Source organism: Oleiagrimonas sp. MCCC 1A03011, assembly GCF_003267965.1.
Taxonomy (GTDB): domain Bacteria; phylum Pseudomonadota; class Gammaproteobacteria; order Xanthomonadales; family Rhodanobacteraceae; genus Oleiagrimonas; species Oleiagrimonas citrea.
Genome location: NZ_MSPY01000001.1, coordinates 347,919 through 362,180 on the forward strand (window position 1 = coordinate 347,919; position 14,262 = coordinate 362,180).

General features: G+C 68.3%; 13 protein-coding genes. 4 read left to right on the forward strand and 9 right to left on the reverse strand.

The genetic code is table 11. The features are described from left to right. Positions 1-188 precede the first annotated feature (188 nt). Positions 189-833 carry an arylesterase gene (locus tag BTJ49_RS01695; protein WP_113063620.1) on the reverse strand — a complete coding sequence of 215 codons (645 nt, stop codon included), beginning with the start codon at positions 831-833 and terminating at the stop codon, positions 189-191. On the opposite strand from BTJ49_RS01695, the gene BTJ49_RS01700 reads away from it, so the two are divergent. The 3 genes from BTJ49_RS01700 (at position 832) to BTJ49_RS01710 (ending at position 4,560) form a co-directional block, all read left to right on the forward strand. After that, positions 832-1,518 (forward strand): ATP-binding cassette domain-containing protein, encoded by a 687-nt coding sequence (locus tag BTJ49_RS01700; RefSeq protein ID WP_113063621.1) that lies wholly within the window; start codon positions 832-834, stop codon positions 1,516-1,518. The genes BTJ49_RS01695 and BTJ49_RS01700 overlap by 2 nt on opposite strands. Further along, positions 1,515-3,995: an FtsX-like permease family protein gene (locus BTJ49_RS01705; protein WP_113063622.1), complete on the forward strand. Its 2,481-nt coding sequence runs from the start codon at positions 1,515-1,517 to the stop codon at positions 3,993-3,995. The genes BTJ49_RS01700 and BTJ49_RS01705 overlap by 4 nt, the downstream gene beginning before the upstream one ends. Before the next feature lie 88 nt (positions 3,996-4,083). Next, positions 4,084-4,560 carry a hypothetical protein gene (locus BTJ49_RS01710; RefSeq protein WP_113063623.1) on the forward strand — a complete coding sequence of 159 codons (477 nt, stop codon included), beginning with the start codon at positions 4,084-4,086 and terminating at the stop codon, positions 4,558-4,560. A 58-nt stretch (positions 4,561-4,618) separates the two neighbouring features. Here BTJ49_RS01710 and mazG read toward each other — a convergent pair whose 3' ends face one another. Genes mazG through BTJ49_RS01735 form a run of 5 tightly spaced genes read right to left on the reverse strand, consistent with a single transcriptional unit; the run spans position 4,619 to position 8,432 of the window. After that, positions 4,619-5,461, reverse strand: a complete 843-nt coding sequence (gene mazG / locus BTJ49_RS01715; protein ID WP_113063624.1) for a nucleoside triphosphate pyrophosphohydrolase — start codon at positions 5,459-5,461, stop codon at positions 4,619-4,621. A gap of 30 nt (positions 5,462-5,491) precedes the next feature. After that, positions 5,492-6,301 (reverse strand): 3'(2'),5'-bisphosphate nucleotidase CysQ, encoded by an 810-nt coding sequence (cysQ, locus tag BTJ49_RS01720; RefSeq protein ID WP_113063625.1) that lies wholly within the window; start codon positions 6,299-6,301, stop codon positions 5,492-5,494. A 9-nt stretch (positions 6,302-6,310) separates the two neighbouring features. Next, entirely contained in the window at positions 6,311-6,868 is a 558-nt protein-coding gene (gene nudE, locus BTJ49_RS01725) for an ADP compounds hydrolase NudE (RefSeq protein WP_113063626.1), read from the reverse strand. 26 nt (positions 6,869-6,894) lie between these two features. After that, the gene (locus tag BTJ49_RS01730; RefSeq protein ID WP_206098352.1) at positions 6,895-7,674 is read right to left on the reverse strand and encodes an inositol monophosphatase family protein; all 780 of its coding nucleotides are present in this window, start codon (positions 7,672-7,674) and stop codon (positions 6,895-6,897) included. Then, the gene (locus tag BTJ49_RS01735; protein ID WP_168184630.1) at positions 7,671-8,432 is read right to left on the reverse strand and encodes a type II secretion system protein N; all 762 of its coding nucleotides are present in this window, start codon (positions 8,430-8,432) and stop codon (positions 7,671-7,673) included. Before BTJ49_RS01735 ends, BTJ49_RS01730 begins: the two co-directional genes overlap by 4 nt. Before the next feature lie 66 nt (positions 8,433-8,498). Between BTJ49_RS01735 and BTJ49_RS01740 the strand changes: the two genes are divergently transcribed. After that, the gene (locus tag BTJ49_RS01740; protein ID WP_113063628.1) at positions 8,499-9,866 is read left to right on the forward strand and encodes an adenosylmethionine--8-amino-7-oxononanoate transaminase; all 1,368 of its coding nucleotides are present in this window, start codon (positions 8,499-8,501) and stop codon (positions 9,864-9,866) included. A 10-nt stretch (positions 9,867-9,876) separates the two neighbouring features. On the opposite strand, the gene BTJ49_RS01745 is transcribed toward BTJ49_RS01740, so the two are convergent. The 3 genes from BTJ49_RS01745 to BTJ49_RS01755 all read right to left on the reverse strand — a co-directional run bounded on the left by BTJ49_RS01745 (position 9,877) and on the right by BTJ49_RS01755 (position 14,258). Further along, positions 9,877-10,269 (reverse strand): DUF1761 domain-containing protein, encoded by a 393-nt coding sequence (locus BTJ49_RS01745; protein ID WP_113063629.1) that lies wholly within the window; start codon positions 10,267-10,269, stop codon positions 9,877-9,879. Positions 10,270-10,391: 122 nt separating this feature from the next. Beyond that, the gene (locus BTJ49_RS01750; protein WP_146742231.1) at positions 10,392-12,086 is read right to left on the reverse strand and encodes a hypothetical protein; all 1,695 of its coding nucleotides are present in this window, start codon (positions 12,084-12,086) and stop codon (positions 10,392-10,394) included. A gap of 75 nt (positions 12,087-12,161) precedes the next feature. Continuing rightward, a complete protein-coding gene (locus BTJ49_RS01755) occupies positions 12,162-14,258 on the reverse strand; it encodes a bifunctional (p)ppGpp synthetase/guanosine-3',5'-bis(diphosphate) 3'-pyrophosphohydrolase (RefSeq protein WP_113063631.1) in 2,097 nt (698 codons plus the stop codon). Positions 14,259-14,262: the final 4 nt, after the last annotated feature.

A 14,262-nucleotide genomic window follows, 5' to 3' on the forward strand; every position in this document is an offset into this window, starting at 1 on the left:
CCACAGCACCGGGCGTCAGCGCGTTCTTGCCAAGATCGTCCGCACTACGGTACTTGCCAAGCAGGGAATCGCTGACCGGTGCGAGATAGCTGATGACGCCGAGCGACTACAGCGCCTTCTCGTAATCGACGCGCTCCACCAGGTTGTACCCGGACCGTCTCAACGGCCCCTTACTGCAGCGAGCCGGATCAGCGCGGCGCAGCGTCCAGCAGCGGTTTCAGGGCCTCCCAGACATTCTTCAGCACACGCGGCTCGCCGGCCGCAGTGGGATGCAGGCCATCCGCCTGCATCAGTGCGGGATCGAGCGCAACGCCATCAAGGAGAAACGGCACGAGTCCAGTGTGGTACTGCTGGGCCAGATCGACGTAGACGTTGCGTAGCGCATCGCGATAGCGCGGGCCGTAGTTCACCGGCAGCTCGATGCCCAGCAGTAGCACACGCGCGTGGGCCTTCTGACTGGCCTCGATCATGGCCGCGAGGTTATCGCGCATGCGGTCCAGCGGCAGCCCGCGCAGTCCATCGTTGGCGCCAAGTTCCAGCACCACGATCTGCGGTCGGTACTGTTTCAGCAATGCAGGCAGACGGTTGCGTCCGCTCAGACTGGTCTCGCCGCTGATGCTGGCATTGATTGCCCGCCACGGCGGCCGCATATTCTGGAGACGGCCGTCGAGCAGATGGACCCATCCCTGCTCGGCGGCGATATTGTGGGCCGCAGACAAAGAATCCCCCAGCACCAGCACCGTACGCGGCGCAGCCGCCTGTGCAGGCAACGCAAACGACGCCAGGATGCAGAGGGTCCAAAGGGCATTCAGCAACACGGGAAGACGACGCATGACGGAATCCGACAAAGTGGCGCTCGATGCCCGCGATGTTAGCAAGCATGTCGTGGGACCGGCCGGTCGCATCGACATCCTCGACAGCGTGACGCTGCGCGTGCCGCAGGGCGAGAGCCTGGCCATCGTCGGTGCATCCGGCTCCGGCAAGACCACCCTGCTCGGCCTGCTGGCCGGCCTGGACACGCCCAGCAGCGGCGAGATCCATCTGGACGGCCACCCCCTGCACGACAGCGACGAGGAAACCCGCGCGGCCCTGCGTCGGCAGCTGGTCGGCTTCGTGTTCCAGTCGTTCCACCTGATGCCCGCCCTGACCGCCGAAGAGAACGTCATGCTGCCGCTGGAACTGGACGGTGCCGAAGACGCGCGCACCCGCGCGCGCGACGCGCTGGACGCCGTCGGACTGGGCGCTCGCCGGAGCCACTATCCGCACCAGCTGTCCGGTGGCGAGCAGCAACGCGTGGCGCTGGCGCGCGCCTTCGTGCACCAACCGCGCATCCTGTTCGCCGACGAACCGACCGGCAACCTCGACCGCCGCACCGGGAACAAGGTCTGCGAGCTGCTGTTCGAACTCAACCACAGCCACGCTACGACACTGGTACTGGTCACCCACGACACGCAGCTGGCGGATCACTGCATGCACGTGGCTGAACTGGACGACGGACGCCTGCGGGAGCCGGCATGAAACTGCTGCGCCTGGCCCTGCGCACGCTGCGCCGCGAATGGCGCCTGCCGGAGCTGCGCACGCTGGCGGCGGCGCTGGTGCTGGCCGTGGCCGCGCTGGGTGTGGTGGCGACGCTTTCGGCGCGGGTCGAACACGGCATCGTCGCCAGCGCCGCCGAACTCATCGGCGGCGATGTCGGCGTCCACGGCGCGTCGCCGCTGCCCGAATCGTTCGCGGCCCGCGCAAAGCAACTGGGCCTGAAGATCAGCCGGGACGCTACATTCCCCAGCGTCGCCTTCGCCGGCGATCGCAATCAGCTGCTGGACGTCACTGCGGTCGATGCCGCCTATCCGCTGCGCGGCCGACTGCGGGTGCAGGACGCCGAGGGCCACGAGCAAGCTGCTCACGGTCCCGCGCCCGGCGCGGTGTACCTCGATCATCGCGCGCTGACGGACCTACACCTGACCATTGGCCAACCGGTGCAGCTCGGCGGACAGACGCTGCGCATCGCGGCGCAGCTGAACGCGCTGCCCGATGGCGGCCAGCTGGTCACGATGGCGCCACGCGCGGTGATGAATCTGCAAGACGCCCATCGCGCCGGGCTGCTCGGTATGGGCAGCCGCGCCGGTCACGATCTGCTGATCGCGGGCGAACCGCCGCAAATTCGGCAATACGTCACCGAAGTGCGCCCGCTGCTGCAGAAGGGGCAGCGCCTGATTACGCCGCAAAGCACCCAGCAGCGTATGCGCGCCGCCTTCGACCGCGCCGGTGCGTTCCTGCGCCTGACCGCCTTGCTGGCCGCCCTGCTGGCAGGCGTCGCCATCGCGCTGGCCGCACAGCGCTACGCACGCCGCAAGACCGACGAGGTCGCCCTGCTGCGCGCACTGGGGACGCCACGCCGGCGCGTGCTGGGTCTGCTGGCCGCCACGCTGGCCGCGCTCGCGCTACCGGCGCTGGCGCTCGGCAGCGCTCTGGCGCTGGGGCTTTCGCAACTGGCTTGGCACCTCGCTGGCGAACTGCTCACCCGTGTGCCGACCCAACTGCCCTGGCTGCCGGCATGGGCGGCAGCCGGCATGGGACTGGCCGTGCTGATCGGTTTCGCCTTCCCGCCGCTGGCGCGTCTGGCCGACGTCGCGCCGGTGGCGGTATTCCGCCGCAGCCTTGCGCGACGCGTGCGGCGGTTCGACGTGCTCTATCTGCTGCCGGTACTGGTCGCCGTGGCGCTGATCTGGCTGCAGGCCGGCAACGCGCGACTGGGACCGATCCTGGCCGCCAGCCTGTTCGGCGTGGTCGCCGCGGCGGTGCTGCTGTCGCTTCTGCTGCTGTGGCTGGCGCGCCGCATCGCCCCGGGGGCGCATCCGGGACTGCGTCTGGGTCTGGCTGCGCTGGCGCGCCGGCGCGGGCTCAGCCTGATCCAGGCCACGGCGCTGTCGCTGGGACTCACCGCCCTGCTGCTGCTCGGCGTGATCGCGCCGTCGCTGCTGCAGGGCTGGCGCAACGAGCTGCCGCCGGACACACCCAACTGGTTCGTGCTTAACCTGCAAAACGATCAGCGCGCCGGCTTCGAGCAGGCGCTGCGCGACCTGCATGCCGACGGCCTGAACATGCTGCCGCTGGCCGTGGGCAAGCTGGTGTCGATCGATGGCCAGCCCATCGACCAGAGACCGCTGCCGAACCCGGACGCCAAGCGCTGGGCCGACCGTCAACTGCGTCTGTCCTGGACCGCCGCGCTGCCCTCCTCCAACCGCGTCGTCGCCGGCACCTGGCAGGGTGCCGATCCGCCGACGCCGATGGTCTCCATCGACGAACGCTGGCGCGATCTGTTCCAGCTGAAACCGGGCGACCGCATGACCTTCCAGGTCGGCGAAGCCACGCTGACCACGACTGTGTCCAGCGTGCGCAAGGTCGACTGGAGTTCGTTCCAGGTCAACTTCTTCCTGCTGCTGGACACCGCGCACGCGAGCCGGCTTCCGCATACCTGGATTGCCAGCTTCCATCTGCCTCGCGGCCAGTCCGGCGCACTGGCGACGCTGTCGCGCGACTACCCCAACCTCAGCCTGATCGACGTCAATGCCCTGCTGGACCGTGTGCGCGGCATCATCGACCGGGTCAGCGTCGCCGTGCGCTGGGTGCTGGGCTTCAGTCTGCTGGCCGGCATCCTGGTGCTGGCCGCGGCGCTGGCCTCCAGCGCGCGCGAGCGGGAACACGAGGCGGCCCTGCTGCGCACCCTGGGTGCGCACAAGTCGCAACTGCGCGTGGCCGCCGCCTGCGAATTCGCCCTGCTCGGCCTGATCGCAGGCATCACTGCGGCAGTGGGCGCGGCCGGGGCCGGTCTATGGCTGGCACGCGGGGTGTTCCGCATTCCGGGCTATCTGCCACCGTGGGAGCCGCTGCTCGTCGCCGCCGCAGCTGCGGCCCTTAGCGTGATGCTGATCGGCCTGGCCGGTACCCGCCGGGTGATCCGCACATCGCCACTCGAACTGTTGCGCCGCAGCTGAACGGAAACTATCCCACCGCGCGCATACGTCAACCGTTCACGGCCCTGTCGCGTTTTCCCGTTCACACCCCCGAACGAGGAAACGCACCATGCAACGCAAATTTCTGCTGTCTGCGCTCGCTACCGCCCTGATCGCCACAGGCGGCCTCGCCCTGGCGCAGCAAACCGCCCCGCCTGCCCCGCCCACGCCGCCGGCCCCGGCGAACCAGCCCATGAAGATGGGCGCGCCGCATGCCTGGAAGGGCCGCATGGGCGAACATCGCCACGGCCAGCGCGGCATGCATCGCATGGGGCGCCACCGCGGTCCGGCAGGTGCGGTCATCGCCGACCTGCATCAGCTGTCGCGTCTGTATAGGGCGGCGGGCAAGGCCGACCAGCTTCCGGCGCTGTACAAGGACGTGCTGAGCAAGACCCAGAATCCGATGGTGCGCAACTACGCCTACGACGCGCTGGCCCGCGCGCAGATGCGTCCGCGCAATCCCGACGCGGCCATCGCCACGCTGCGCAAGAGCCTCAACGAGAACCTGACGCGCCTCAACGCCATGAAGGCGAAAGCGCCGAAGTAATCCGACCCGCCCATCGGACCGACGCCCCGGCATCACGCGATGTCGGGGCTTTTTTCTTTCAGGGGGCCGACTCGACGCGATTGGACGACGCCGCGTCTTCGCCTTCGCGCTCCTCGCCCTTCACCCGGCGCCACAAGGCTTCCTGGCTGTCCAGGTCGCGCTCGGCCATCGACGTGCCCGACGCCTCCGCCAGAGCTTCCATGCGCCGGAAGCGGCGCTCGAATTTGGCGTTGGCATGGCGCAGCGCACGCGAGAAATCAACCTTGGCGTGACGCGTCAGGTTGACCAGCACGAACAGCACGTCGCCAATCTCGTCCTCCAGACGCGCGGCATCGCCGCCGGCGTCGAACTCGGCGCGCACTTCGGCCAGCTCCTCGTCGGCCTTCTCCAGCACCGGACGGTGATCGGGCCAATCGTAGCCCACGGCCGCGGCGCGCTTCTGCAGCTTCAGCGCCCGCTTCCACTCGGGCAGGCCGCGCGCGATGCCGGCCAGCGCGCTGCGATCTTCCTCGCCCTTGTCGCGCCGCTCATCCGCCTTGATCTGCTCCCAGGCGCGCGTCTGTTCCTCGGCATCCTCGAAGGAGGCATCGCCGAACACGTGCGGGTGACGCCGCACCATCTTGTCGCTGATCGATCCGACCACGTCGGCGAAATCGAACACCCCCGCTTCCTCGGCCATGCGCGCGTGGAACACCACCTGCAGCAGCAGATCGCCGAGTTCGTCGCGCAGGTCATCGTAGTCGCGCCGGTCGATGGCGTCGGCGACCTCGTAGGCTTCCTCGATCGTATAGGCGGCGATGGAGTCGAAGTCCTGCTGCACGTCCCACGGACAGCCGTGTTCGGGATCGCGCAAGCGCGCCATGATCGTCAGCAGTTCGTCGATGGAACGGGGATTACTCATGCTTCGAGTTCCGCGATGGTTGCGTGGCCGTCACGACGCCAGGCGCGCGGCCCAGTCGATGTCGGCGTCGCCGACGGCGATGAATTCGGGATTGAGCAGCGAGTCCTTGCGGTTGTAGCGCAGGGGTTCGCCGCTCAGCGTGCGCACGTCGCCACCCGCGGCTTCCAGCACGCAATGCGCGGCGGCCGTGTCCCATTCGGAAGTGGGACCGGCACGCAAATACAGATCGGCCTCGCCGCGTGCGACCAGGCAGAATTTCAACGACGAACCGCGCGCGATCAGCTCGTGCTCGCCCAGCCGCGTCAGCAGTTCGCGCTGCCGCTCGCTGCCGTGCGAGCGGCTACCGGCGATGGTCAGCGGCGCGGCGGCCTGGCGCGTTTGCAGCCGCTGCGGTTCCTCGCCGGGACGCTCCTGCCGGAACGCACCGTGGCCGTGGCGCGCGTAGTACAGGTCGCCGGTCACCGGCGTCTGCACCACGCCGAGTACGCTGCGATCACCCTCGATCAGGGCGATGTTGACGGTGAACTCGCCGTTGCGCTTGACGAACTCGCGGGTGCCGTCGAGCGGATCGACCAGCCAGTAGCGTTCCCAGCCGCGCCGGGTTTCCCAGGCGATGTCGACCGACTCCTCCGACAGCACGGGGATCTCCGGCGTCAGTGCGCGCAGGCTGTCGACGATGATGCGATGCGAAGCCAGGTCGGCCTCGGTCAGCGGCGAGTCGTCGGCCTTCTGCTCGACGTCGAAATCGCGCTTGTAGACACTGAGGATCGCATCGCCGGCGCGACGCGCGATGTCGATGACGGAGGCGGTCAGCGCGTCGCCGCGCAGGGAGTCGTTCATGTCCTTCCTTCAGGGTCGATACCGGCCGGCGAGGTATTCGCGGGCCATGAACAGCGCCGCGATGGAGCGGCCCTCGGTGACGTCTTCGCGCGCCATCAGGTGATGCAGTTCCGACAGTTTCCATTCCACCACTTCGAGCGGCTCCGGTTCGTCGCCTTCGAGTTTCTCCGGATACAGCTCCTGTGCCAGCACCACATTGGTGACATGGCTCATGTACGCCGGTGACAGCGACAGCGAACCGATGTGGCGCAGCGAACGCGCGCCGAAACCGGCCTCTTCCTTCAGCTCGCGGTTGGCGGCCTGCTCGACGCTCTCGTCGCGGTCCATGCGCCCCTTGGGCAGACCCAGTTCGTAGTGGTCGAGGCCGACGCTGTACTCGCGCACCAGCAGCACGGTGTCGTCGTCGCGCATCGGCACGATGATGACCGCGCCCAGCCCGGAACTGAGCAGGCGCTCGTGGGTGCGCCGTTCACCGTTGGAGAATTCCAGATCCACTTCCTCGATGTGCAGGAAGCGGCTGCGCTCGACCTTGCGGGTGTCGTGGATGATCGGATACTTGCGGCTCATTCCACCATTGTACGCCCGCTGGGATGTCAGGTCCGCTGCAGGCGTCGCAGCACCGTCTCGTGCAACGCCGGCACGGCGGCAAGCACGCTGCGCGTGTCCAGTCCGGGCTCGTTGCCGTCCAGATCGCTGAACACGCCTCCGGCTTCGCGCACGATCACCGCCAGCGCGGCGATGTCGAGGATGTTCACGTCCGACTCGACCACCACATCCAGGCCGCCGCGCGCCAGCAGATGGTAGTGACAGAAGTCGCCGTAGCCGCGGATGCGGTTGCTGTCGCGGATCAGCTGCCCCAGTGCGTCCCAGCGCGCGTCGGCGGTCAGCGTGGCGACATTGCCGGTCGAGATCGACGCCTGCGCCAGCGTGTCCGTGCCGGCCACATGCACGGTCTCGCCGTCGAGGAACGCGCCGCCGCCGACCGTGGCCCACATCGTCTCGCCGAAGATCGGCGCGGAAGACACGCCCAGCACCAGCTGACCGCGATGCATCAGCGCGATCTGCGTGGACAGGAACGGCGTACGCCGCACGAAGCTCTTGGTACCGTCGAGCGGATCGACCAGCCACAGGAAATCGCCCTCGCCCTGGCGGCCGAATTCCTCGCCGTAGAAGGCATGGTCGGGATAGCGTTCGCCGATGATCCGGCGGATCGCCTGCTCGGCTTCGCGGTCGGCCACGGTGACCGGCGTGTCGTCGGCCTTCCGTTCGACCCGGACGCCGTGCCGCCAGTAGTGACGGATCACCTCGGCCGCGGCCTGTGCCGCCTCGCGCGCCGTGTCCAGCGCCTGCTGCAGAGAAAACGTGTCGCTCAACGTGCTGCTCCCATCACCGCGCCGCCCTCGCGACGAACGATCAGTGTGCCATCTTGCTGCAGCGTGCCCAGATGCGACAGCACCTGTCGCAGCCGCGGCGCATTGTTACGCGCCTGCAGCCGCGCATCGAGACGCCAGCCCAGCAGCGAAGCCTGCGCCTGGCCCGAAAGCGCCAGCGGACCGCCGTCATCGCTCAGCTGGACCTCCAGCGTCGTGGCCGCGCGCTCGTGCAGGCGCGCGCGCAGCGTGCCCAGGGCCACCGGACCCTGCGCGTCGACCAGCGCCGCCTGCGACCACGTGACCGTGCCGTCCAGTTGTTCGGGCCAGCGTCCGCGCACGCGCAGACGCGGAATGTCCACGACCACTTCGCCCATCGGTCGCAGACCGGGCGATCCGATCGTCACCGGTAGCGCCTGCGCATGCACGACCGCATGCAGCCGCTCGCCGATCACGGCATCATCTCGCCGTTCGAAATATCCGCGCCCCTGCAGCAGCGGGCCGTCCAGATGCAGATCCAGCTTCACGCGTCCGAACAGGGCGACCCGCGACAATGCCCAGTGCACTTCGCCGAAGGGAATGCCGTCGTACGCGACCCCTTCGGCGCGCCCGTTCCAGACGCTGCCGTGCACCGCCTCGACCTGCACGCCCGAGGCGTGCGCACGCGCCAGTCGCCAGGCCCACGAAGCCGGAAAGAGCGCGACCAGAATGATCGCCGCGAGCAGCGGAAGCAGCCAGACCAGCGTGCGAACGCGGATCACGGGCGGCCCCGCCTGCCATAGTCCGCCGCTTGAGTACAAGCGCCCGGGACGGGGATGATATTAGGCATGAACGACACCAAGAACCTCTCCGGCAACGCCGCGCTGGCCGCGCGCGATCTTCGACACGTGTGGCATCCGTGCACGCAGATGCACGACCACGAGACCATCCCCATGGTACCCATCGTGCGCGGCGAAGGGGTATGGCTGTTCGACGCCGACGGCAATCGCTACATCGACGGCGTCAGCTCCTGGTGGGTGAACCTGTTCGGTCACGCCAACCCGCGCATCGCCGACGCCCTGGCCGATCAGGCGCGGACGCTGGAGCACGTCATTTTCGCTGGACTGACCCACGAACCGGCACTGCGTCTGGCCGAGGAACTGGTGCGGGTGACACCCGAGGGCCTGAATCGCGTGTTCTACGGCGACAACGGCTCGTCCGCCATCGAAGTGGCGCTGAAGATGAGCTTCCACTACTGGCTCAACCAGGGCCACGGCGAGAAGACCCGCTTCATCGCCCTGACCGGCAGCTACCACGGCGAGACGCTGGGCGCGCTGTCGGTCAGCGACGTGGCGCTGTACCGCAAGACCTACGCGCCGCTGCTGCTGGAACCGATCCTGGCGCCGTCGCCGGATACTTGGGATGCCGAACCGGGCGAGTCGCCGTCCGAGGTCGCGGCACGCCGCCTGGAAGACATGCGCGCCGTGCTGGAACGCAACGCCGGCGAGGTTTGCGCGGTGATCGTCGAACCGCTGGTGCAGTGCGCCGGCGGCATGCGCATGTACCACCCGGACTACCTGGCCGGTCTGCGCAAGCTCTGCGACGAGTTCGACGTGCACTTCATCGCCGACGAGATCGCCGTCGGCTTCGGCCGCACCGGCACGATGTTCGCCTGCGAACAGGCCGATGTGCGTCCGGATTTCATGTGCCTGTCCAAGGGCCTGACCGCCGGCACCCTGGCGCTGTCGGCAGTACTGACCACCGACGCCGTGTACGAGGCGTTCTACGACGAATACGCCAGCGGCAAGGCTTTCCTGCATTCGCACAGCTACACCGGCAACCCGCTGGCCTGCCGCGTGGCGCTGGAGACGCTGGCGATCTTCGCCGACGAACCGGTGATCGAGAACAACCGTCGCCTCGCCGCGCACCTGGCCTCGCGCCTGGAACCGCTGCGCGACCACCCGCACGTCGCCGACGTGCGCCAGACCGGCATGATCGCCGCCGTCGAGCTGGTCCGCGACAAGGCCACGCGCACGCCGTTCCCATTCGAGGAACGCCGCGGCATGCGCGTGTACCTGCACGGCCTGACCCGCGAATGCCTGTTGCGCCCGCTGGGCAACGTCGTCTACTTCATGCCGCCATACGTGGTGACCGAGAGCGAGATCGACCATCTGGTCGACGTCGCCATCGAGGGCATCGAACGCGCGGTGGCCTGAGCCGAACGATTCAGACCGGCCAGGCGCCCAGCACCGCGCCGTACAGCGTGAACTGCAGTGTGTGGTAGCCGCCGTCGAGCAGGAACAGCTTCATGCTGCGCCGCGCGAACAAGTAGTTGATGCCGAAGCTGGTCGCGACCCAGCACAGACCCGCCAGCACGCCCGCCCCGACCGCGAAGCGGAACTGGGGCGAAGGCCCGAGGAACAGCGCGAACACGAACGCCGCCAGCAGGCTCAGCACGAATGCGCCGACAAACGTGCGCAGAAGCGGCGGCACCTTCTCCGGATCCACGCCCGCCTCACGCGCCCACAGCCGCTGGAACACGAAGCCGTACCAGAGACTGCCCAGCACGAAGCTGGACATCGCCGCAGCGAGTACGGCCCACAGTTGGATATCTTCCATGACTCACCCCGCGTCACACACAGCACCGGGGCACAAGCTTCCACAATCAGGACGCATCTGTCATTGCAACCAAAGTGGCAGGCCGTAAGGCATGCCCGGGCGGGCTCGCCTCCCGCTGGATTTCAACCGTTTCCGTTGCCGATGCGTGAACGCAAGGCCTGCAGACGCTGTGCGTCCGGCCGCAGTCTGGCGGCGGCTTCCACGGCTTGCCTGGCGGCGGCGCGGTTGCCCTGATTCAGGCTATTCTCGGCCTGATCAAGCCATGCGCTGGCCAGGCGGCGACGCATGCCCGTCTGCGCGGCATCGCCGGGCACCAATTGCTCGAGCACCTTCAGCATCTTGTCGGCCTGCGCCAGATCGCCCTGGTTCATGGCCTGGTCGAACCGCGTGGTCGCGTGCGCGGCCAACCCCTGCAAACCGGCCAGGGCGGCGCGATTGTTGCCGTCGATGTTGAGCACTTCGCTGTACAGATCGTAGGCACTCGCCCCCGGTGGCAGCATGATGTCGCCGGCATCGAGCGCCGCCTTCGCCCGCTTCAGCAACCCATCGATGCGCGCCTGCTGCTTCGGCGTCAGCGGCGTGGCCGCCTGATCCTGACCGGACGCCGTCTGCTGCTGATCGGTCAAACGCGAGCGCGCGGCGGCCAGATCCGCCGAATGCGGGGCCAGCTTCGCGGCCTGATCGAGCAAGGCGGAAGCCTGCTTGAAATCCTCGGCATCGATGGAGGCGTTGGCGCGCAGAATCAACGCCTGCGCCACCTGCCCCACGCCGGCCTTGGCCTGCGCATTGTCGGGGTCGAGTTTCAGCACCGCCTGGAACTGCGCCAGCGCGTTGTCGCTGCCGTCCCCGGTGAACGTCCCCGCGCGCAGGGCGTCGCGGGCCTGCTGCAGATGCTGCTGAATGGCCGCCTCGGACTGCTGTTTGGCCTGGGCCAGATGCGCACGCAGCGACGGCAAATCGCCATACCCCGGCATCAGCGAGGCAATCTCGCCGATCAGATCGTCGGCCTGATCCAGCTGACCGTTGTCGAGCGCGCTGCGCGCCTGTCCCGCCAGCGCGTCACCGACCTTGTCCAGGCCATGGCGTGCCACGGCGTTGTCGGGATCGGCCTTCAGCGCCTGACGGAACAGCCTGGCCGCACCCTGGTCACCATCCAGCTTGCCCTGGGCCAGGGCCTGCTGCGCCTGGGTGATGAGTGCATCGGTCTGCGCCTGCGACTGGCGCGCCTGCAGCAGCTTCTGCGAGACGGCATGCACCGCGTCGCCACCGCCGAGCAGCTCGCGGGCATCCTCCAGCGCGGACTGCGCGTCGGCATAGTCGCCCTTGGCCATGGCATCGCGGGCCCGCTTCAACTCGGCTTCGCCGACCTTGCGCAATCCCGCGTTGGCCTGCTCGTTATCCGGCTCCAGCGCGCGCACGGCTTCGTACAATTCTCGCGCGCTGTCGCCCTGATTGCCTTCGAGATGCCCGGCCGCGTAGGCCTTGTCCGCGCGCGCCAGCAGACTGTTCAGCTGGGTGCGGGGAAACAGGCTGCGCAACGCATCCTGCTTGACCCAGGCCAGCGTGCCCAGCGCCAGCAGGATCACCGCCAGCAACGGCCACAGCCAGCCACGACGCGAGCCCGAACGAGTGGGTGCCGAAGGCGTGGAGGCGCGCGACCGCTTTCGCGTCTCGCCCGGAAGCACCATCTCGGACTCTGACGGCGATGGCGCGGAGGAAGACGGCGGTGCGGAAGACGAGCGACCGTGAAGCTCGTCGAGATCGCCCAGACTCGGCTCGGTGCGGCCTCGCGACCCGGAATTGCGTTGTTCGCCCATGGAAGAGCTCGAAACCTTGACTCCGTTCAGCTTAGCATCGTCAAACCCGCGCCAGCACTTGCTTCAGGGCTGCATTCAGCCGGCAGCCAGCCGTTGCACCTCGATCACGTTGGGCAGGGTTTCCAGACGTGCCAGCAGCACCGACAGCTGTTCGAAATCGCGCACCCGCAGGGTGAAGGTCATTTCCGCCTCGCCGGTGCGCGCAAACAGTCGGCTGGACGAGGCCACGATGGGCGCGCCGAAGTTGGTGATGAGGCCGGTGACGTCCTTCTGCAGCCCCTTGCGGTCGTAGCCGAGTACGCGCACCGTGGCCTCGTAGGCGCGCTCTGGCACGTGCCCCCATTCGACGTCGATCACGCGCTTGGGATCGCGCCGCACCAGCCGCGCCAGGCTGGTGCAGTCACGCCGATGCACCGACACGCCGCGCCCCTTGGTGATGTACCCGCGCACCGGATCGCCCGGCAGCGGCTGGCAACAGCGCGCCAGCGTGGTCATCAGATCGCCCACGCCCTGCACGCGCATGGCGCCCGGATCGACCCGCTCGGTACGCCGCGGCGCGGGCCGGGGGGCCGGCGCGCCGGCTTCACGTTCAGTCAGGCTGCGCGCGATCTGGGCCGTGGACAACTCGCCCAGAGCCAGCGCCACCAGCAGTTCCTCGAACTGCTGGAAACCGAGCTTGCGCGCCAGCGCGTCGTGGTCGGCGTCGGTCATGGCCAGACGCTTGAGTTCACGCTCCAGCAGCGCGCGACCGGCGGCCAGATTCGCACTGTGCTCCTTGCGCCGGAACCAGGCGCGCACCTTGTCCTTCGCGCGCCCCGAATGCAGATAACCGTGATGCGGCGACAGCCAGTCGCGGCTGGGTTCGGACTGCTTGGCGGTGAGAATCTCCACGCGGTCGCCGCTGCGCGGCTGATGCGTCAGCGGCACAATGCGGTCGTTGACCTTGGCGCCGCGGCAGCGATGTCCGACGTCGGTATGAATGTGGTACGCGAAATCGAGCACGGTCGCGCCGCGCGGCATGTCGACGACTTCACCGCGCGGGGTCAGCACGTAGACGCGGTCCTCGTCCAGCGCGGTCTCGAAATCGGCCAGCAGACCGGCATCGTCGTCGCCGCGCGACTCCAGCAACGTGCGCAGCCAGGCCACGCGCTTCTCGAACTGCGCATCGCCCGACCCGCCTTCCTTGTAACGCCAGTGAGCGGCCACGCCGAGTTCGTTGTCGCGATGCATGGCGTGAGTGCGGATCTGCACTTCCAGCGTGCGCCCGCCCGGCCCCAGCACGGCGGTATGCAGCGAGCGGTAGCCATTCTGCTTGGGCCGCGCGATGTAGTCGTCGAACTCCTTCGGGATGTGCGGCCATAGACCGTGCACCACGCCCAGCGCGGCGTAGCAGTCGGCGACATCGTCGACCAGGATGCGCAGGGCGCGGATGTCATACAGCTCGGCGAAATCCAGATGCTTGCGCTGCATCTTCTTCCAGATCGAGTGGATGTGCTTGGGCCGACCCGCGATGTCGGCCTTGATGCCGACTTCGCGAAGCGCCGTACCCAGCGTGTCGATGCATTCGCGGATGAAGCGCTCGCGGTCGACGCGGCGCTCATCCAGCAATTTCGCGATGCGCTTGTAGACGTCCGGCTGCAGGAAGCGGAACGCGAGATCCTCCAACTCCCACTTCAACTGCCAGATGCCCAGACGATTGGCCAGCGGCGCATGGATGTCGGCGGTCAGTTTGGCCAGCCGCCGAGCTTCCTCGGCCGGCAGCTTCGACGCGCCGCGCATGCGCAGCAACTGCCGAACCAGCAGCACGAACACCACGCGCACATCGCGGATGATCGCCAGCAGCAGACGCCGCAGCCCCTCGCTGGCGCCGCTGCGCTCGGCATGCAACGCCCACACGCGCTCGGCGGCGAACTGCCCTTCGACCAGCCTGACGACCCCCGGCGGCAACGACTCCGCCGCCCGCTCCCAGGCCGCGTGATCGTGCTCGGCGACCGCGAACCACAGCGCTGCGGCACGGGTTTCCTCGTCGCAGCCCAGCGACGCCAGCAACTCCAGTGTCTGCGTCTGGGACTCGCAGGGCGCCTCCGGCAGACCGGCGCAGGCATTCATCGCGTCACGCAGCAACGGCGTGTCGGCAGTGGGAGTTTGCGGCGGACGGGGGGATTCGGCCATGGGA

Excerpts from the sequence above, each read along its gene's own strand:
- BTJ49_RS01705 (WP_113063622.1), top strand. The coding sequence starts at position 1,515 with ATGAAACTGCTGCGCCTGGCCCTGCGCACGCTGCGCCGCGAATGGCGC.
- nudE (WP_113063626.1), bottom strand. The coding sequence starts at position 6,868 with ATGAGCCGCAAGTATCCGATCATCCACGACACCCGCAAGGTCGAGCGC.
- BTJ49_RS01755 (WP_113063631.1), bottom strand. The coding sequence starts at position 14,258 with ATGGCCGAATCCCCCCGTCCGCCGCAAACTCCCACTGCCGACACGCCG.
- BTJ49_RS01750 (WP_146742231.1), bottom strand. The coding sequence starts at position 12,086 with ATGGGCGAACAACGCAATTCCGGGTCGCGAGGCCGCACCGAGCCGAGT.
- mazG (WP_113063624.1), bottom strand. The coding sequence starts at position 5,461 with ATGAGTAATCCCCGTTCCATCGACGAACTGCTGACGATCATGGCGCGC.
- cysQ (WP_113063625.1), bottom strand. The coding sequence starts at position 6,301 with ATGAACGACTCCCTGCGCGGCGACGCGCTGACCGCCTCCGTCATCGAC.
- BTJ49_RS01745 (WP_113063629.1), bottom strand. The coding sequence starts at position 10,269 with ATGGAAGATATCCAACTGTGGGCCGTACTCGCTGCGGCGATGTCCAGC.
- BTJ49_RS01700 (WP_113063621.1), top strand. The coding sequence starts at position 832 with ATGACGGAATCCGACAAAGTGGCGCTCGATGCCCGCGATGTTAGCAAG.
- BTJ49_RS01710 (WP_113063623.1), top strand. The coding sequence starts at position 4,084 with ATGCAACGCAAATTTCTGCTGTCTGCGCTCGCTACCGCCCTGATCGCC.
- BTJ49_RS01695 (WP_113063620.1), bottom strand. The coding sequence starts at position 833 with ATGCGTCGTCTTCCCGTGTTGCTGAATGCCCTTTGGACCCTCTGCATC.
- BTJ49_RS01740 (WP_113063628.1), top strand. The coding sequence starts at position 8,499 with ATGAACGACACCAAGAACCTCTCCGGCAACGCCGCGCTGGCCGCGCGC.